Annotated in this window: 14 protein-coding genes and 1 pseudogene; 3 read left to right on the top strand and 12 right to left on the bottom strand. The window is 72.4% G+C overall.

Annotation, left to right across the window (positions count from 1 at the left end):
- Positions 1 to 38: 38 nt before the first annotated feature.
- The 4 genes from ACZ6TV_RS08525 to ACZ6TV_RS08510 form a co-directional block, all read right to left on the bottom strand.
- Entirely contained in the window at positions 39 to 2363 is a 2325-nt protein-coding gene (locus tag ACZ6TV_RS08525; protein WP_465296527.1) for an FxsB family cyclophane-forming radical SAM/SPASM peptide maturase, read from the bottom strand.
- A gap of 17 nt (positions 2364 to 2380) precedes the next feature.
- Positions 2381 to 2575 (bottom strand): hypothetical protein, encoded by a 195-nt coding sequence (locus ACZ6TV_RS08520; protein ID WP_465296526.1) that lies wholly within the window; start codon positions 2573 to 2575, stop codon positions 2381 to 2383.
- 117 nt (positions 2576 to 2692) lie between these two features.
- Positions 2693 to 3565, bottom strand: coding sequence for an alpha/beta fold hydrolase (locus tag ACZ6TV_RS08515; protein ID WP_465296525.1), 873 nt, complete (start codon positions 3563 to 3565; stop codon positions 2693 to 2695).
- Positions 3566 to 3776: 211 nt separating this feature from the next.
- Positions 3777 to 4838 carry a hypothetical protein gene (locus tag ACZ6TV_RS08510; RefSeq protein WP_465296524.1) on the bottom strand — a complete coding sequence of 354 codons (1062 nt, stop codon included), beginning with the start codon at positions 4836 to 4838 and terminating at the stop codon, positions 3777 to 3779.
- Between the two features lie 248 nt (positions 4839 to 5086).
- Here ACZ6TV_RS08510 and ACZ6TV_RS08505 point away from each other — a divergent pair, with 248 nt between their 5' ends.
- On the top strand, positions 5087 to 5557 hold the full coding sequence (locus ACZ6TV_RS08505; protein ID WP_465296523.1) for a MerR family transcriptional regulator: 471 nt from the start codon (positions 5087 to 5089) through the stop codon (positions 5555 to 5557).
- On the opposite strand, the gene ACZ6TV_RS08500 is transcribed toward ACZ6TV_RS08505, so the two are convergent.
- The 6 genes from ACZ6TV_RS08500 to ACZ6TV_RS08475 form a co-directional block, all read right to left on the bottom strand.
- Entirely contained in the window at positions 5496 to 6242 is a 747-nt protein-coding gene (locus ACZ6TV_RS08500) for an ArsR/SmtB family transcription factor (protein ID WP_465296522.1), read from the bottom strand. The genes ACZ6TV_RS08505 and ACZ6TV_RS08500 overlap by 62 nt on opposite strands.
- 82 nt (positions 6243 to 6324) lie before the next feature.
- On the bottom strand, positions 6325 to 8565 hold the full coding sequence (locus ACZ6TV_RS08495) for a glycoside hydrolase family 95 protein (RefSeq protein ID WP_465296521.1): 2241 nt from the start codon (positions 8563 to 8565) through the stop codon (positions 6325 to 6327).
- Positions 8562 to 10442 carry a beta-galactosidase gene (locus ACZ6TV_RS08490; protein WP_465296520.1) on the bottom strand — a complete coding sequence of 627 codons (1881 nt, stop codon included), beginning with the start codon at positions 10440 to 10442 and terminating at the stop codon, positions 8562 to 8564. Before ACZ6TV_RS08490 ends, ACZ6TV_RS08495 begins: the two co-directional genes overlap by 4 nt.
- Positions 10443 to 10464: 22 nt before the next feature.
- Positions 10465 to 11364, bottom strand: a complete 900-nt coding sequence (locus ACZ6TV_RS08485) for a carbohydrate ABC transporter permease (protein WP_465296519.1) — start codon at positions 11362 to 11364, stop codon at positions 10465 to 10467.
- A complete protein-coding gene (locus tag ACZ6TV_RS08480) occupies positions 11361 to 12329 on the bottom strand; it encodes an ABC transporter permease (protein WP_465296518.1) in 969 nt (322 codons plus the stop codon). The genes ACZ6TV_RS08485 and ACZ6TV_RS08480 overlap by 4 nt, the downstream gene beginning before the upstream one ends.
- Entirely contained in the window at positions 12326 to 14017 is a 1692-nt protein-coding gene (locus ACZ6TV_RS08475; RefSeq protein WP_465296517.1) for a type 2 periplasmic-binding domain-containing protein, read from the bottom strand. Before ACZ6TV_RS08475 ends, ACZ6TV_RS08480 begins: the two co-directional genes overlap by 4 nt.
- Before the next feature lie 270 nt (positions 14018 to 14287).
- On the opposite strand from ACZ6TV_RS08475, the gene ACZ6TV_RS08470 reads away from it, so the two are divergent.
- Complete coding sequence (locus ACZ6TV_RS08470) at positions 14288 to 16564, top strand: glycoside hydrolase family 3 C-terminal domain-containing protein (protein WP_465296516.1); 2277 nt, start codon at positions 14288 to 14290, stop codon at positions 16562 to 16564.
- Positions 16565 to 16641: 77 nt separating this feature from the next.
- Entirely contained in the window at positions 16642 to 17175 is a 534-nt protein-coding gene (locus ACZ6TV_RS08465) for an RICIN domain-containing protein (RefSeq protein ID WP_465296515.1), read from the top strand.
- 46 nt (positions 17176 to 17221) lie between these two features.
- On the opposite strand, the gene ACZ6TV_RS08460 is transcribed toward ACZ6TV_RS08465, so the two are convergent.
- Together ACZ6TV_RS08460 and ACZ6TV_RS08455 are read right to left on the bottom strand one after the other, a co-directional pair.
- Positions 17222 to 18193: a hypothetical protein gene (locus ACZ6TV_RS08460; RefSeq protein WP_465296514.1), complete on the bottom strand. Its 972-nt coding sequence runs from the start codon at positions 18191 to 18193 to the stop codon at positions 17222 to 17224.
- Positions 18194 to 18477: 284 nt separating this feature from the next.
- A pseudogene (locus ACZ6TV_RS08455) lies at positions 18478 to 18823 on the bottom strand (OmpL47-type beta-barrel domain-containing protein); the annotation flags it as partial.

Genomic DNA, 18823 nt, shown 5'->3' with positions numbered 1-18823 from the left:
GCTTCGGTCGATGACCGGCGGCCCGTCCAGGCGAACCCTCACGGCGTCGGGGACCGCCATCCGTCCATCGTCGCGCGCATCCCGGCGACGAATCGCTCGCCCTCCCGGGTCAACGCCTTGGTGGCGGTCAGGGTGTCGGCGCCCGCCGCGACCCAGTCACGATACCGGCGGTAGTGGCCCGCCGCGTCGGCGCCAGGTCGGCGGCGCCACAGGTCCGCGACGGCGAGATGGGCGTACAGCCCGTGCAACGCGCCCTCCAACGGCCGGGGGTCCGGCCGCCACGGCACGCGGACCTCAGTGAGGTTGTCGGGCTCGAACAGGTCGCAGAGGTCCAGCAGCGCACCGAGCTTCACGTGCTGCATCTCGTGCACCAGCAGCTCCGCGGTCTGCTCGGCGCCGGCCGCGCCGAGCCCGACGGCGGCGAACGCATCCCGGTGGGTCGCGCTGCGCTGATCGCCGTGCGGGGCGTCCCGCAACGGCACCACGGTCTGCACGGCCCCACGCACCGCCGGCAGGTATTCGGGCGCCTCGCTGCCGAGCGTGGCCCAGGCGGCACGGAGCCGGGTGTCCCACGCGGCCGCCGCCGCGGCGTCGAGCCGGTCCGTGACCGGCCAGCCCTGGCAGTCCCGGTGAGGATCCAGGTCGTCCAGCAGCACCGGCCAGTCATCGGGTCCGGCGCGCCGGACCGGCAACCAGCCGGGCACCGCGTCGCTCTGTCCCGCGTGCCGGGCCACCACGACCGGCGGCAAGCCGGTCGCCGCCACGGTGAAGCCGGCCGGGGTGACCGTAACCGTGGCGCCGGCCGGCGCCGGCCCGGTCACGGCGCTGCCCAGGCCGGGCAGGTGCACCAGGCCGTCACGCACCGGCAGCCACAGCTGTGCGGTCGCCCCGGCGCGGACCGCGGCGGCACCCGCCAGCGCCGCCAGGTGGTCCGGGGTGGCGGCCGGGACGGCGTCCGGCAGGCACGACAGCGCCCAGCGCCGCAGCCACGGATGCCGCAGCACCTCCGCGACCGCGTCCGGCGCCGTCTCGTCCAGGTCGTTGAGCAGTCTCCACGCCTCGGCGAGCGGCGCCGGTAGCGGCAGGCCGCCCAGCACGTCGATCAGGACCGCCCGCGCGAACGCCAGCCGCGCGTTCATCAGCTGCCGGACGGCCCACGCCGAGCCGGGCCCGCCGGCCAGGTCGTCCAGCAGGGCGTCGAGCTGCGCCCCCGGTCCCATGACGGCGGTTCCCGCGCTGACGTCCGGCTGCCGTCGCATGGACAGGATCAGCTCCTTCAGGTCGGCGCAGTACACGGACGGGTTGTCGAACCCGCTGCCCGTGCGATAGCGGTGGGCGCGCAACCCGCCGCCGCACTCGCCGACGACCGGGCAGGCCCGGCAGGCCGCGCACAGCTCCTCGGCGCCGTCGCGACGCGCGGCGATGTCGGGGTGCGCCGCGACCTCGTCCAGTGAGTGCGTCCACACGGTCATGCCGGTGCCCGCCGCGCCGTGGAACGCGGTCTTCATCGAGTCGACCTGCTCCCACGCGCCGTCGGTCTCGATGACGACGAGGCTGACGGGGTCCAGGCCGACGGACTCGGTCTGGCTCGGTCCGCCGACCGCCGCGGAGCGCAGCGAGTCGAACAGCCGGACCGGGACCGGCCGGCCGTCGGCCAGCCACCGGCGGTAGACGGTCAGCAGCCAGTCCGCGTAGGGGGTCGCCCGGCCATCCATTGTGGACGCGATCTCGGCCGGCGGGTCGTCCCACGTGCCGTGCGGAAGCAGGAAGTCGATGCGGGGTGGCCGTTCGGCGAGCAGCGCCTCGTACACCCGGATGGGGTCGTTGGCCACATCCACGGTGCACAGGATCCCGCCGTACGCCGCGCGGAACTCACTGCGGCGCAACAGTTCCAGCGCACGCAGCACCGCGGCGTGGCTGCTCGCACCGGAGCCGAAGCGGCGGTGACGGTCGTTCGCCTCCACGTCGCCGTCGAGCGAGATGCCGACCCGCACTCCGTGGCGGACGAAGATCCGGCACAGCGCCTCGGTCAGCAGCACCCCGTTGGACTGCATCACGAGGTCGAGCTCCGCCGCCGGGCGGACCGTGTCGCGCAGATCGGTCAGCAGCTGGTCCAGCCGGCGCGGCCCGAGCAGCAGCGGCTCGCCGCCGTGCAGCACGATCCGCACCCGGTGCAGCCGGTGGGCGCGCGCGTGCTCGGCAATGCGTTCCGCGGCCAGGTGTGCGACCCGCGCCTCAATGGCCTTCGGCCGGCCGATCCAGGTCTGGTCGCGGTGGACGTAGACGTAGCAGTGGTCGCATCGAAGATCGCACCGGCTGTGCACCTTGAGCACATACTCGGTGATCGCGTCAGACCGAGGCATCCACTTCGACACAGTCCCTATGCGCCGGAGTTGAACTTCGCGACGGCGACCGCCGCCCGCCGCCGGTGGAGCTCCTTGACCCGGCTCGCGACGACTTTGACGTGGTCGGGATCGACCCGCGACAGTGGCGTGTTCCGGAGGCCGGCGAGGGCCTCGACGTCCTCCGGCGCGTCGCCGGCCCGCGTGGTCGGCTCGGTTTCGGCAAGCTGCATGTGGTCCCCCCAGGGCGCCGGCGCTAGGCATCGATACGCATTACTTCTATCCACGCCGGTCGTTCTGTGTAGCATAAGCACCACGTGCCGTAATGTCACCTGACAAAACCGCTGATTTCAGCCGACGTCGATTGTCTCCGGTGAGGCGAGCCAGCGCAGCATCGCCGGCAGGGTCTCCACCGCGCTGAAATGCCCCGCATCGGCCTGCACCAATGCCTCCGCATCCGGCATCTGCTTCGCCAGCCAGCTCGCGTGCGACGCCGGGGAGAACACGTCGTCGGCACCGTGCCACAGCCGGACCGGCCGTTTGATGGACGACGGGTCGAAGCCCCACGGCACGCGGAATGCCAGGTCGTCGTCGATCCAGCCGAAGGCGCCGGGCCGGACCCCTTCGGCGTAGCTCGCCCGGAGCTGGTTGCCGATGGCGACGTCGTCGACGACCTTCCGGTCCGCCGGGGTGAGGTCGTCGGCCAGATGGTCGAGCAGGCTCTGCGGGTTGTTTCGGGTGTTGTCGGCCCGCTCGACGAGCGTGGCGGTCAGGGCCTCCGGGTCGAAGGAGTGCTCCTCCAGGTTGGACGCGGCCATGCCCTGATACCAGTCCAGGCCGGCCGAGTTGGGCGGGGCCAGGGTGACCTGCACGCCGACCCGGGTGATCCGGTGGGCGAGGGAGTCCGAGGCGGCACAGGCCAGGGCGTGCGGCCCCCCGCCGGAGCGGCCGACGACGGCGAACCGGTCCAGCCGCAACGCGTCGGCGATCGCCTCGACGTCCTCGGCGGCGTCGAAGACCGTGCGTCCCTTGTTCCGGTCCGAGCCGCCATAGCCGGGTCTGTCATAGGTGATCAGCCGGATGCCCATGCGATAGAGCACGATCGAACGCGGCTTCGGGCCGGTGCGGCTGCCGGGCGTGCCGTGCATCAGCAGGATCGGTTGCCCGGCGCTGTCGCCGGTGGTGTCGACGGCAAGGTCACGGCCAGCGTGACGCACGATCATGTGCGGCGCTGGATCCGGCACCGGACACCCCCTGAATCCCGCTGCCCGTCAGTCAAACCGTTAGCAGCCTCTCACGATAACGCCAATCGGCCGGCGCGCACCATACTCAATGAGAACGACCAGCACCATACGAAGTTTGTAGTCCGTTCGAGGGATTACGCGTCCGTTGTCCAGTGTCCGACGCCGCTGAACCGGCCCGATGGACAACGCTTCACGGCGCGGGCCGGTCCGGAAACGGCGCGATTCCCGCCGCCGGATCCTGCCCGGTGCGGATGCGATGGTAGACGAGATCGAAGGTGAATCCGGCGGCGAAACCCAGCGGGATCACGAAGAACAACAGCCGCCTGGCGTCCAGATCGTCCATCAGGGCCGGGACGGTGAGCAGCTGCGAGGCGACGTAGAGCAGCACGGAGACGACCCCGGCGCCGAGCCCGAGAATCGCGGCCCGCCCCCAGCGTGGCACCGCCGCGAAAGAGTCCCGGATGACCGCTCCGGCGACCGCGGCCAGCATCGGCGCGGCGAGTAGCAGCCCGAGCGCCCGCGCCCCGGCCGGACCGGGGCCGCCGACGACGGCGACCGCACCGAGCGCCGCGACCAGCGCGACCCCGGCCACCGCCAGCCCGGTCCCGGCGGCCCGGGCCCGGCGGGCGGCGTCGCGCCGCTGGAGCCGCTGCTCCGATGCCCGCAGCTCGATCGCCCGCCGCAGGTATGCCACCATCCGGGCGCTCGAGTCGCCGGTCCACGGTGCACCGAGCATCGCGACGTCGTCGTCGCTGAGCCCGTGCCCGTCCCGGTCGAGGTTCACCCACACCTGTTCGGCGGCACCGCCGAACGCGGCGAGCGGCAGCACCGGGACGCCCTGGGAGATGGCGACGATGCCGGCGATCTTGGTGGATCGACCCCCGCCGACCAGGATCACCCCGTCGGCGGCCAGCAGCGAACGGTAGTAGGACACCTCCCACTCGCTGCTCGTGTCCTGCAGGACCTGCAGCTCGACGGCGGTGTCCGCGGGCGTGTTCAGCACGAACTGCTGATGCCGTGGCGGGCGGGCGACGATCCGGCCCGGGGTCGCGGGCGTCGCCGCGGCGACATAACCGTCCGCGAACAGCGCCTCCGCATACCCTTCGCGGCTGGAGAACACCAACAGGTCGAATCCCCGGCGCAGCAGCTCCCCGCCGATCTCGGCGCAGGCCGCCTCGATCGCAACGGGCTCCCCGCGCAACGGCACCTCGTACACCCGTGCCGAATCGACACTGCCGACCACGGCGATCAATGGCCTACGTTCCGGTCCGGTCATGTTCCAACCCGAGTCGACGAATCTTGCGTGCTCAGCCGACAGTATGCACCGGACGGCGGGCGGCACTCTGCATCAATTCGGCTGCAACCGCGCACCTGATTGTCGTATTGACCGCGTTCACCCGGACGGACATTCCCGCATGGCGCCGACGGCGCTGAGGCTTGCATCCGGTACCTGGGTACAGGTTTATCGTCGCAGGGAAGGGTCCGCGGGGAGGAGCAGCGATGACGCCGGCCGGATTGCGCACTGGTGAGGTCGCCGAGCAGGCGGGCGTCAACGTGCAGACGTTGCGCTACTACGAGCGGCGCGGGCTGCTCGCCGATCCCGTGCGCAGCAACGGCGGGCACCGGATCTATCCGCCGGACACCGTCGCGCTGCTCACCGTCATCAAGGCCGCGCAACGGCTCGGCTTCACCCTCGACGAGGTGGCGGCGCTGCTCGACACGGGGCGGCGGCGGCACCCGAGCGCGGACCTCCGGCAGCGGGCGATCGACAAGATCGCCGAGATCGACGCGAGGATCGCCGACCTCGCGTCGATCCGGGCCACGCTGACGGAGGTCGTCGACGCCCGGTGCGACAGCCTGACCAACTGCACGTGTGCCGACTGTCCCATCCCGTTCCTGACGATCAGCGTCAGGCAGGCATCTCCCACGGGGCCTGCGGCAGCGGCCGGCCCGTCTCCAGCAGCGACTTGAGGTTGGCCAGGACCGCCGGCCAGCCCTGCGAGATCGCGGTCAGGTCGTCCTGGGTGGCGAGCCGCTCGTGGGTCACGGTGAGCCGGACGATGTCCTGGCTGGGCTCGACGGTGAAGGTGACCGTCGACTCGCCGCCGAAGGTCATCACCAGGCGCGTCGGCGGGGTGGCCTGCAGGACGGTGCCGGTGACGTCGGCGACGCCGGAACCGTCGGTGCGGACGTGCTCCCAGGTCGAGCCCTCCTGCCAGTCGGAGACGTTGGCGTGTCCCCAGTACTCGGCGGTCAGGTCGGCGTCGGTCAGCGCGTGCCACACCTGCTCGGCGGTCGCCTTGATGTAGGTGACGTAGACATACGCCGGGATCTCGGTGGTCGTCATGGAGTGTCCCTCCGCGAAGTGTTTGACGGCGTCCAGGGTGCGGAGCCGGGGAACCTCATACGCCGCGATCCACCGCCGTTGCAGGTCATGGATCGGCACCGGGTTGAGATAGTGCAGCTTCTCCCTGCCCCGGCGCACCACGGTGACGAGGTTGGCGTCCTGCAGCAGCTGCAGGTGCTGGGTGGCCGACTGGCGCGCCATCGTCAGCCCGGCGCACAGCATGCCGAGCGTCTGCCCGTCCTGCCGGCGCAGGCTGTCGAGCATGCTCCGGCGGGTCGGGTCGGCCAGGGCCTTGAAGACCAGGTCCACGACCCCATTATGCAGGTTTTCACCTGCATAATGTCAAGGGACGGCCGAGCACGTCGAAGCCGGCGGCAGGCGGCCGGGAACGTCAGGTCACCGCCGGTCCCGCCAGGTGGTAGGTCGCGCCGGCGACGGCGGGCCAGCGCAGGCGGCACCGGCCGGCCGGAGCACCCGCCACCGCCTCCACCGCGACCGGGGCGTTCGCGGCGTCGTACACCGGCAGCGGCGACGGCAGCTCCACGGTGAGCGGACCGGTCCCGCCGGCGACGATCCGCGCCGTCTCGACGCGCCCGCCGGACCAGGACAGGGCGGCGAGGTGCCCGCCGCGGCAGCGGATGCCGCGGATCCGGCCGGTGGGCCACTGCGTGGGCAGCGCCGGCAGGAGGCTGACGGCGCCGGCGTGGCTCTGCACGAGGAGCTCGACGATGCCGGCGGCGGTGCCGAGATTGCCGTCGATCTGGAAGATCCACCCGCTGGGGCGGCCCGCGTCGGGGTGCAGGGTCAGCAACGACGCCGAGCACAGCTCCTGCTCGAGAGCGGTGAGCGACCGTACGGCGAGCGCCGGGTCGCGCAGCCGGGCGGCGAGGCAGAGCACCCAGGCGCGGCTCCAGCCGGTGTGCCCGGTGCCGTGCGCGAGCCGCGAGCGCAGCGCGCGCCGGGCGGCCGCGAAGTGTGCCGGCGTCCCGGTCTCGGTGATGCGGGTGCCGGGGTACAGCCCGTAGAGGTGCGACAGGTGCCGGTGCCCGGGCTCGCGCGGCGGGCGGTCGTCGAACCATTCCAGCAGCGTCCCGTCGGTGCCGACCTGGACGGGTCGCAGCGCGGCGAGCGCCGACCGGGCCTCGGGGTCGCCGGTGAGCGCGACGTACCGGGACAGGACCTCCCGCGCGAGCTCCTGGTCGAGGGCGCAGCCCCACGACGTGGCGGCGGGCCCGCCGTCGGCGGGCAGGAACTGGTGCTCCGGTGACGTGGACGGGCTGACCACGAGGCCGCCGTCCGCGGGGACCAGCATGTCGAGGGTGAACAGGGCGGCGGCCCGCAGCACCGGCAGCGGGTCCGCGTCGCCGCCGTACTCGGCGTGGTCCCAGACGTGTGCGGCCAGCCACAGCAGCGCCGACGGCCAGTTCGCCCACTGCGGCTCGCCGGGGACCGGTGCGGTGAAGCGCCACAGGTCGGTGTTGTGGTGCACCGCCGCTCCGCGGGCGCCGTAGACCGCGGCGGCGGTGGCGGTCCCCGCGACGGCCAGGTCGCGGGTCAGGTCGAGCAGCGGCGAGTGCAGGTCGGCGAGGCCGGTCGGCTCCGCCGCCCAGTAGTTCATCTGCGCGTTGATGTTCGTGGTCCAGTTGCTGCTCCACCCGGGGCGCACGTCGGCGTTCCAGATGCCCTGCAGGTTCAGCGGCTGCGTCCCGGGCCGGGATCCGGCGATCAGCAGGTACCGGCCGAGGTGGAAGAACGTCTCGGCGCCGGGCAGCTCGAGGTCGGCGCGGTCGAAGAACGACCGGTGGTCGGCGACGTGCCGCTCCCGCAGCACCGGTGTGGGCACGGCCAGCGCACGGGCCACTGTGGACAGCGCGACCCCGGCGATCTCGGCGAGGTCCGTGCCGGGACACTCGTCCGGGCCGCGGAACCCGGTGGCGGCGGCGACGATCAGCCGCGTCTCGCCGGCGGTGCACCGGACGGCGGCGACCACGGCGAACCCCATCCCGCCGCCGTAGGTGACGGCGGGTTCCCCGGCCACGTAGTTGGGCAGGACGTGCGACGGCGCCTGCCCGGTCCACACCAGGCACGGCCCGGCACCGCAGTCGACGACGCCCCGGGCGACGGGGTGCGGGGTGTCCAGCCGCGGCAGGACGGCGGCGGCGAGCGTGCCGGGGCCGGCGGCGGAGACGACGAGCACGCCGTCGGGGGCCGAGACGAACGCCGCCAGCCGCACCGGGTCGCCGGCGCTGGCGTAGGCGGTGACGGCCTCGGCGTTCGCGAGGTCGAGACCGCGCCGGTAGCCGCCGACGTCCAGCGGCGAGGCGTAGTCCCACTCGATGCGGCCGAGCGGCTGGTACGACTGGGTCCACGCCGATCCTTGCAGCCGCCGGGCGAGGTCCTCGGCGGTCGCGTGGTCCCCGGCGGCGATCGCCGCGCGCAACGCCGGCAGCACCCCAGGCGCCGACGGCGGCGGCGGAAGCGGTCCACCGGACCAGAACGTGTCGTGGTTGAGGTCGATCCGTTCGCTGCCGGGCCGTCCGTGCAGCATCGCGCCGAGACGTCCGTTGCCGAGCGGGAACCCGTCATGGAACTCCGCGGCGGGCGCGTCGAGGGAAATCCGGTGCCGGGTCACGACGACCGCCGGATCTCGACCTCGCAGGTGTCGTGGTGCAGCAGGAACACGAGGTCGCCGCGGCGCACCGCCTCCACGCCCGGCGGCAGGTCCGGCAGCACCGGTGCGACGCCGGCGGCCGCGCACACCCGGCGCAGCAGCCGCCGCGTCGCGTCCGGCGCGGGGATGGTGGCGACGTACCAGGCGGTGCCGGCGCCGAAGCGGTGCCGCAGCACCGCGGGCCGCCCGTCGAGGGGCCCGCCGCGGACGGCGGCGACCGTGTCCGCGCCGCGGGCCGTCGTCCACTCCGCCCACATCGTCGCGGTGAAGTCGCCCAGCTCGGCGGACGCGACGTCGATCGGGTCCACGAGGGGCCAGTGCTCCTCGACGCGCACGCCGAGCAGGTCCTGCCACGGCCCGGGCCAGCCGCCGGTGTAGACCCGCTCGTCGGGGTCGGTGACGCCGCTGAACGGGCCGACGACGAGCGTGCCGCCGCCGTGCACGTAACCGGTCAGGTTCGCGGCCGCGGCGGCGCTCACCTGATACAGGTTCGGCACCACGACGAGCCGGTAGCCGGCGAGGGCGCCGGTGGCTGGCGCGAAGTCGCACGTGACGTTGTCGCTCCACAGTGGAGCGTAGTAGTCGGTGAGCCGGTCGACGTAGCCGAACGCGACATGCGGTCGGTGGTCCAGCTCGACGGCCCGCCACGCGTCCCAGTCCAGGACGATCGCGACGTCCGCCGGTACCGGCGCACCCACCACTTCGGACAGTCCACGCAGCTCCTCGCCGAGCGCGCGGATCTCCCGGAACACGCGGGAGTCGGGTCCGGCGTGCGGCAGCATCGCGCCGTGCGACCGCTCCGCGCCCTGCCGGGAGGCGCGCCACTGGAAGTGCAGGACACCGTCGGCACCCCGGGCGACCGCCTGCATCGACCACAGCCGGTTGAGCCCCGGCCGCTTCGGGGTGGCGACCGGCCGCCAGCTGGCCGCGCCCGGCGACTGCTCGGCGAGCAGCCACGGCCCGCCGGCGAGGGACCGGACGATGTCCTTCGCCATGGCGCCGCGCATCGCCGCCGCCGGGTCGTTCGGGTCCGGATAGGTGTCCAGGGACACGAGGTCCTCCTGCGCCGCCCACCGCCAGCCGTCGGTGTGCCGGTAGCAGTCCATGAAGTTCGTCGTGACCGGGACCGCCGGGTTGTGGGCGCGGACGGCGTCGCGTTCGGCGGTGAAGCACTCGAGCAGCATGTCGTCGCAGAAGCGCTGGTAGTCGAGGTCCTGCGCCGGGTTGATGACGTACTGGACCCGCCGCGGCGGCAGCACCTCGGCCCAGTCGCCGTACCGCTGCGACCAGACGGCGGTGCCCCAGGCCGTGTTGAGCCCGTCGAGGTCGCCGTGCCGCCGCCGCAGCCAGCCGCGGAACCGGCCGGCGCAGTGCTCGCAGTGGCACGTCGTGCCGTACTCGTTGCCGATGTGCCACACGCGCAGCGCCGGATGGTTCGCGTAGCGGGCCGCGATCGCCTCGGTCACCGCCAGCGCGGCCCGGCGGTACTCGGGGGCGCACGGGCAGTACTGGTTGCGGGAGCCGTAGACGCGCCGGACGCCGTCGGGGCCCTGTGGCAGCGTGTCGGGGTGCCGGTGGCCGAGCCACGGCGGCGGCGACGCGGTCGGCGTGGCGAGCGCGACCCCGATGCCCGCCTCGTGCAGCAGGCCGAGGACCGTGTCGAGCCAGCCGAACGTGTAGCGGTCCGGCGCCGGCTGCAGCGCCGCCCACGCGAACACGCCGACGGTGACGAGGTTGACGCCCGCCTCCCGCATGAGCCGCACGTCCTGCTCCCACACGTCCGGCGGCCACTGCTCGGGGTTGTAGTCGCCGCCGTACAGCAGCCGCCCGCGTGTCACATCCCGCAGTCCCGGCACCGGCTCAGCCCTTGATCGCGCCGGTGAGCATGCCCTTGGTGAAGTGCCGCTGCACGAACGGGTACGCCACCACGATCGGGATGAGGGTGAGCGTGACGACCGCCATCTGCAGCGACAGCTGCGCGATCTGCTGGTGGCCGGCGTACTGGCCGGTGCCGGTGACCCCGCCGCCGGGCATCGAGCTGCCCTGCAGCGTGTACGTGTACAGGATCATCTGCAGCGGCCACTTGCCGTTGTCGGGCAGGTAGAGCAGCGCGTTGAAGAACGAGTTCCAGTAGCCGACGGCGTAGAACAGGGTGATGACGGCGGTCACCGCGCGCGACGTCGGCAGGACCACCGACCACAGGATGCGCCACTCCCCCGCGCCGTCCATGCGGGCGGCGTCGATGAGCTCCGGCGCGGTGCTGCTGAAGAACCCGCGCATCACCAGGATGTTGAACACCGACACGGCGGCGGGCAGGATCATCGTCCAGTACTCGCCGTACCCGCCGAGCGCGGTGACGACGAGGAACGACGGGATGAGCCCGCCGCTGAAGAACATGGTGACGACCAGGAACAGCAGGATCCCGCGGTGCCCGAGCGACCCGCTGCGCGACAGCCCGTAGGCGCACAGCGTCGTCACCACCATCGACAGCACCGTGCCGATCAGCGTGATCGCGAGGCTGACGAACAGCGCGTGGGTGACGAGCTGGTTGGTGAAGATCTGCCGGTACGCCTCCACGGTCAGCTCCCCCGGCACCGTGACCAGCCCGCCTGCCCGGTTGATCGCCGCTTGCGTGGAGAAGCTGGTGAGCACGATCGAGTACAGCGGCACCAGGATCACGGCCACCACGGCCAGCAGTGTGATCCCCTTGCCGGCCTTGCCCACCGGACCGAGCGGCTCTTCCCAGACGGGGGTTGTCATTTCCGATAGAGTCCGTCCTCGCCGAAGGCGTGTGCGAGCTTGTTGGCGGCGAGCACCAGGATCAGGGACAGGACGCCCTTGAAGAGCCCGGCGGCGGCGCCGTAGCTGAAGTTGTTGTTGACGACGCCGTAGTAGTAGGCGAACGTGTCGAGGACCTCGGAGGCGTCGCGGCCGACGGCCTGGCGCTGGATCAGCATCTGCTCGAAGCCGACGGTGAGCGCGTTGCCGAGGCGCAGGACCAGCATGAGGACGATGACGCCGCGCATGCCGGGCAGCGTGATGTGCCACAGCCGGCGCCACCGGCCGGCACCGTCGGCGGCGGCCGCCTCGTAGAGGCTCTGGTCGATGGCGGCGAGCGCGGCGAGGAACACGATGACGCCCCAGCCGGCCTCCTTCCACACCGCCTGCGCGGTGACCAGGTACTTGAAGGCGTCGGGGTCGGTCATGACGGTCCAGGTGTCCCAGCCGTGCCGGCGCAGCATGGTGTTGAGCGCGCCGGCGCCGCCGAGCATCTCCTGGAAGACGGTGACGACGAGGACCCAGGAGAAGAAGTGCGGCAGGTAGACCACGGACTGCACGAACGAGCGGACGCGAGCGTTGACGATCTCGTTGAACACCAGCGCGAGGGCGATCGGCACCGGGAAGTACAGGACGAGCTGCACGGCGCTGATGACGAGCGTGTTGGACAGGGCGTGCCAGAAGATCGGGTCCTGCAGGAGCCGCTCGAAGTTGTCCCACCCGACGAGCGGGCTGTACCAGAACCCGGAGTAGATGTCGTAGCTCTGGAACGCGGTGATGAGCCCGAACATCGGCACGTAGGCGAACACGGCGAGCAGCACGACCGCGGGCAGCGTCATGATCAGCAGGGACCGGTCCCGGCGCAGCTTGATCCGCCACCGCCGGGGCCTGGCCTGCGGCTCGGGCGGCGCCGCCACGCCGGCCGCCCGCCGTGTTCCCGTCGTCACTTGCCGGTGCCGTACTTCTCGCGGATGCCGTCGTAGAACTTGCGCAGGTCGTCGCCGCCCTGCTTGCGCCAGGTCTCGACCGCGTCGGTCCACGCCGAGATCGGTTTGCGGCCGAGCTTCACGTCGGTGATGGTGTCGATCATCGGCTGGCCGAGCGCGGCGAACTGGGCCGGTTCGCTGACGTTCATGCCGTAGAACAGCGGCTTCACCGCGTACTTGACCATGTCGGCCTGCCACGCGGCGGCGTCCTTCGTCACCTGGACCGCACCGGACTGCACCGTACTCGCCGACGCGGGGCAGGACAGGAACTGGAAGGTGGTGGCGATCTCCTTGCTGCCCTGCTCGGTCAGCAGCGGGTTGCCGGCCGTCATCGTGTAGTGCTTCGCCGGGCTGCCGAAGTTGACGGTCAGCCACTCCGCCGAGCCATAGGGCGCGGCGAGGTAGTTGGCGATCGACAGCAGTTCCTTGATCTGGCCGTCGTTGAGCTTCTTGTTCAGGTAGCTGTACATGCCCGCGCCGTTGCCGAGCGGGATGGTGGGCTTGTCGCCCTTGGCGCTGAACAGCTTGAACGCCTGCCGGTTGTAGCTCGGGTCCGCCGCCGCGCCGGACTTGGCGTCGTCGCCGTTCCACGCGCCGGTGCCGTCGGCGCAGACGGCGACCTTCCCGCTCCAGAAGCGCTGCTTGGCGTTCTGGCTGTTGTTGGCGACGGCGTCGGGGTGCAGGTAGCCGGCCTTTACCATCTTGGCGTGCCAGTTGAGCGCCTCGACGATGCCCTCGGTCTCGTACCGGTGCCGCAGCTTGCCGCCGGCGTCGGCCGTCCACGGGTAGCCGGTGGCGGGGAAGCCGAACAGCTGGCAGATGTAGGCGGCGTCGTTGCCGAACAGGTCGTCGAACGCCCAGTGCCCGGCGCTCGCGTCGGTCAGCGCCTTCCCGGCCGCCTCGAGGTCGGCGACGCTCTTGATGTCGGCGGAGACGCCGGCCTTGTCGAAGAGGTCCTTGCGGTAGTAGTACGCGCCGGCGACGACGGCGTTGGAGGAGTAGATCGGCAGGCCGTACAGCTTGCCGTTCCACACCCCGGCGACCCACGCGTTCGTGGACAGGGCGGCGAGGTTCGGGTACTGCTTGATCTTGTCCCCGGCGAGGTACGGGGTGAGGTCGGCGAACTTCGTGCGGACCGCCTCGCCGAAGTTGAGCTTGGTGGTGGTCCAGCTCGGGACGTTGATCCAGTCGGGGAGCTTGTCGGCGGCGAAGAGCGGCGGCAGCAGGTCGGCGTAGGTGTTGCCGTCGGCGGGCTGCAGCTTCAGGGTCGCGCCGAGCGCGGCGTTGACCGTGTCGTAGTAGGCGTTGCCGCTGGAGGGTGGGATCGCGCCCCAGAGCGGGGTCATCGTCACGTACGTGCCGCCGTTGCCGACCTGGCCGGTGACGGTCTTCGGCGGGTTGGCCGGGTAGGCCAGGAACGCCGGGTCGGTGGACGCGCCGTTGGCACCGGCGACGACCGGGAAGTCGGGTTTGACCAGGTCGCCGGCCTGGTAGGCGGGCAGCGCCTTGGCCAGGTCGCCCTCGCCGGTGGTGCCCGAGGTCTTCTCCTTCGGGCTGCCGCAGCCGTCCAGGAGCGGCACGGCGGCGATGACGGCGATGGAGGTGAGCAGGCCGCGCCGGCTCATCCCCGGGGTCGCTCCGCTTTGCATGGTGGGTCCACCCTTCGGGTGATCGAGGCTTTCCGGAGTGTCGGGGTGTTCGGAAGCGTCGGGAACTGTCGAAGCGCTTCGACAGCGCTCGACTGCCAGACCGTAGGGCATCGACGCACACCCGACAAGGACATCGACGGCGACCGTCGTATTGCCGTGTGAACCGTGCCGCCGGGTGTGAAAGTTTCGTGAGGTTTGACAGCGGCCCGGGTGCCACCGATCATCGAAGCGCTTCGACAGCATCGGTGTTTCCGCGGAGTGGGGGCCTAGATGACCGTGCCGGACCTGCTGCGACGGCTCACGATCGCCGAGAAGATCGCGCTGCTGCACCAGCGGCAGCCGGCCGTCCCGCGACTGGGGCTGGCCGAGTTCCATACCGGCTGCGAGGTGCTGCACGGCGTCGCCTGGCTCGGCCGGGCCACCGTCTTCCCGCAGGCCGTCGGGCTCGGCGCGAGCTGGGACCGGGCGCTGCTGCGCGCCGTCGGCGAGGCGGCCTCGACGGAGGTCCGCGCGTTGCACCGGGACGGGCGCGCGTCGCTCAACGTGTGGGCGCCGGTGGTCAACCCGCTGCGCGACCCGCGCTGGGGCCGCAACGAGGAGGGCTACAGCGAGGACCCGTTCGCCACCGCCGAGCTGGCCGTCGCGTTCTGCACCGGGCTGCGCGGCGACGACCCCGACGTGTGGCGCACGGCCCCGGTCCTCAAGCACTTCCTCGCGTACAACGTGGAGACCGACCGGGACGTCGCCGACATCGCGGTGCCGCCCCGCGTGCTGCACGAGTATGAGCTGCCGGGGTTCCTCGCCCCGCTGCGCGCCGGCGTGGCGGCCGGGGTGATGCCCGCCTACAACCTGGTCAACGGCATCCCGAACCACGTCCACCCGCTGCTGGCCGCGGTGCTGCGGGCCGTCGCCCCCGACCTGGTGGTGTGCTCCGACGCGCAGGCGCCGTCGAACCTCGTGGACACCGAGCACCATTTCGAGGACCACGCCGCGGCGCACGCCGCCGCGCTGCGCGCCGGGGTGGACAGCTACACCGACAACGGGCCCGACCCGGCGCCGACGATCGCCCGGTTCACCTCGGCGCTGGAGCAGGGGCTGATCACGGAGGCGGACATCGACGCCGCCGTCGGCCGGCTGCTGCGGATGCGCGCCGCCACCGGCGAGTTCGACCCCTCCCGCGACCCGTACCGGAGCATCGGCGGTGACGTGATCGCCTGCGACGAGCACGCCCGGCTCGCCGCCCGCGCCGCGCACGAGGGGGTCGTGCTGCTCAAGAACTCCCCCGGCACGCTGCCGTGGACGTCACCGGGCCGGGTGGCGGTCATCGGGCACCTCGGCGACCGGGTGCTCACCGACTGGTACAGCGGCACCCTCCCCTACGCGGTCACCGTCGCGGACGCGCTGGGCGCCGCGTCCACCGTGGACGGCGCGGACCGCGTCCGGCTGTCCACACCGGACGGTCGGGCGGTGCACGCCGGCGGGCCGCTGCGGCTGGCCGACGGGGCCGGCGCGGTCTTCGCCCATCAGGACTGGGGCGTCAGCGTGCAGTGCCCGGTGCCCGTGCACACGCTGCGGGACACGGCCTCCGGGCGGTACGTGACCGTCGACGACGACGGGCTGCTCACCGCCGGCGCCGTCACCCCGGACGGCTGGGTGGTCCGGGAGCTGTGGGAGCTGCACCCGGCCGGGCCGGGCGAGTTCCTGCTGTGGTCCAACGCGCTGCGCCGGTACGTCAGCGAAGGACCCGGCGGGAGCCTGGTCGCCGGCACGGCGGACGGCGCGGTGCGGCTCGTCCGGGAACTGGTGACGTCCGGCGTCGACGAGGCCGTCGCCGCCGCCCGCGCCGCCGACCGGGTCGTCGTGGTGCTCGGCAACGACCCGCACATCAACGGCCGCGAGACCGTCGACCGCTCGACCCTCCTGCTCCCGCCGGAGCAGGAGGCGCTGCTGCGCGCGGTCGCCTCGGCGCGCCCCGACACGGTCCTCGTCCTGGTGTCCAGCTACCCGTACGCGATCGACTGGGCCCAGGACCACGTCCCGGCGATCCTGTGGACCTCCCACGCCGGCCAGGAGCTCGGCACCGCCGTCGCCGGCGCCCTGCTCGGCGTGACCAACCCCGCCGGCCGGCTGCCGCAGACCTGGTACCGCGCGGACACCGTCCTGCCCGACCCGACCGACCACGACATCATCGGCTCCGGCTGGACGTACCAGTACTTCCGCGGCGCGCCCCTGTACCCGTTCGGCCACGGCCTGTCGTACACCACCTTCGAATACGGCGAGGTCACGGTCGACGGCTCCACCGCGGCCGTCACGGTCACCAACACCGGCGACCGGGCCGGCGACGAGGTCGTGCAGCTCTACGTCACGCCCCGCGGCTGGTCCGTCCCCGCGCCGCTGCGCCGCCTGATCGGCTTCGAACGCGTGCCGCTGCGGCCCGGCGAGTCCCGCGAGGTCCGCTTCGAGATCCCACCGGAAGCGCTCGCCTACTGGTCGGACGGCTTCGTCAGCCCGCCCGGCGAGCACAGCTTCCACGTCGGCCCGCGCTGAAGGTTCTCCGAAGGTTCGTCGAAGGTCGGCCGCCGACAGTGGTCGGCATGACTCGTCACGGACACGGAGGTCCTGCAATGCGACACTCGAAACTGGTCAGCCGGTTCGCGCGGCTGGCGCTCGCCACCTCGGTCGCCGCCGGTGGCATGCTGGCGGCCGCGGCACCGGCGCACGCGATCCCCGGCAGCCCGGAGCGCCTCAGCGCCTACTACAACGGGCTGGTGGCCGCGGTGCCGTCGCCGTACACGTCCAACGACCTGCAGGTGGTGACCGCCACCTACTCGCAGATGGCCTGGAACGGGCAGTGGACGTGGCAGCTGGTCAACGGCAGCACGTACACCGTCGAGAACCGGTTCAGCCGGCAGTGCCTCGACACGGAGAACGGCAACTCCCTCACGGCCGGGACGCCGGTCGTGCAGCGGCCCTGCGACGGCACGGCGAGCCAGCAGTGGACCCGGACCCAGGACGCGGTGCTGCCGGTCTGGCACATCAACAACGCCTTCTCCGGCCTGGCCCTCGCCGTCGAGGCCGGGAACCCCGGGGGCGGCGCCGGCTTCGTCCAGGCCAACCCCCTTCCCAACCTCACCAGGCAGATGTTCCAGATCTGGTGAGCCGAGCGGGGCCGCGGACGGTGCGTCCGCGGCCCCTCACGACCTTCTACAGGCGGGCGGGTCCCGCCGCGACCGCTTCGCCGACGGCGCCGGCGCGGCGGTCGGTCGCGTGCTGCTCACCGGCCGAGTCCCGGTCGGCGGCGGCCGCCGCGGCCCGGGCGGCGGCCAGCGACTGCTCGCCGGTGACGCCGCCACGGATGCGGTTGTCGGCGCCGACCCGGGCGGCCGGGGTGTTGCCGCCGAGCTGGAGCTGGCCGTTGATGACGTTGTCCTCGAGGGAGACGTCGCCGGTGGTGTTGGTGATGCTGACGTCGCGGCCGAAGTAGCCGCCGGAGGCGCAGCCGTCGAGGGTGCCGTTCGGGCCGAGCTGGACGCCGCCGAGGTTGCCGGCGAAGGTGGCCTTGCCCTTCACGGCACTGCCGCACACGACGCTGCCGGTCGCGGCGTTGAGCACCGACAGGGTGCCGTCGATGAACGAGTCGTGCACGTCGGTGTAGTAGGCGCCGCTGCTGCTGACGTTGCCGGTGACCTGGGTCAGCTGGTCGAGGCGGGCCTCGCCGACGCTGACGGAGACGTTGCCGGTGACCGTGGTGCCCTCCACGAAGAGGAAGCCCTCCATCGTGGCGGTGCCCTTCGGCCGCAGCGTGACCGTGCCGCTGCTGCCGTCGCGCAGGTACACGCCGAACCCCCCGGCGGCGAGGACGACCTGGCCGCCGATGCTGGTGCCGGTCGCGTCCAGGTAGCCGTCGGCGGCGATGCGGACCTCGCCGCTGATGGTGCCGTTGTTCACGACCAGGTCGGCGCCCGCGGCGACCTGCACGTTACCGGTGATCGTGGTCCCGTCCAGGGAGCAGGACTCCCCCGCCGGGACGTACAGGTCGTTCGGCACGGTCACCGCGCCGCCGGTGCCGACGCAGTAGGTCACCAGCCCGGCGTTCGCCTGCTGGGCGGCCGACCCGACCAGCACGGCGGTGGCGGCCAGCGAAAGTGCGGCACCCGTCACTAGAGAACGGCGCATCAGGACACTCCTCGGAGAGCGAAGGGGATGGCGGAGCGGGACGCGGCGCGCAGGATCGCGCCCTGGTCCCGGCGGGTGAGCACGCCGCTGGTCACCAGCGGCGTGGTGACGGCGTCGACGTGCCGGACGAAGGCAGCGTGGTCGGGGTAGGAGGCGTGCTCGGCGATCAGGTCGTTGATGGTGCACCCGTTGCCCGTGTCGACGTTCGCCACGCCGGAGTCGACGCCGCCGATGACGACGTGCGGGCGGTCGTCGGAGCCGGGGCAGGCGTCGGTCCCGTCCGCGACGACGGTGAACGCCACGGACTGCGCGGCGGCGACGTTCGACGCCCGGTCGGTGGCGCGGTAGCTGACCGCGTGCACGCCCGGCGCGCGGACGACGACCGGTGCGGTGTAGACGGTCCAGGCACCACCGTCCACTGTGTACTCGATCGACCGCACCCCGGACTGGCTGTCGGTCGCGGTGACCGTCACGGTCGCCGCGCCGACGTACCGGCCGCTACCGTCCTGGTTCCCGGTCACGGCGGCGGTGACGGTCGGCGGGGTGGTGTCCTGCACCGGCGGCGCGACCACGGTGAACGAGGCCATGCCCTCGGCGGAGGTGTTCCCGGCGACGTCGGTGGCCCGGTAG

The sequence above is a fragment of the Dactylosporangium sp. NPDC051087 genome, assembly GCF_055586325.1.
Note: the sequence above shows the minus strand (reverse complement) of the source record. Positions and strands in the feature narration are given on the sequence as shown.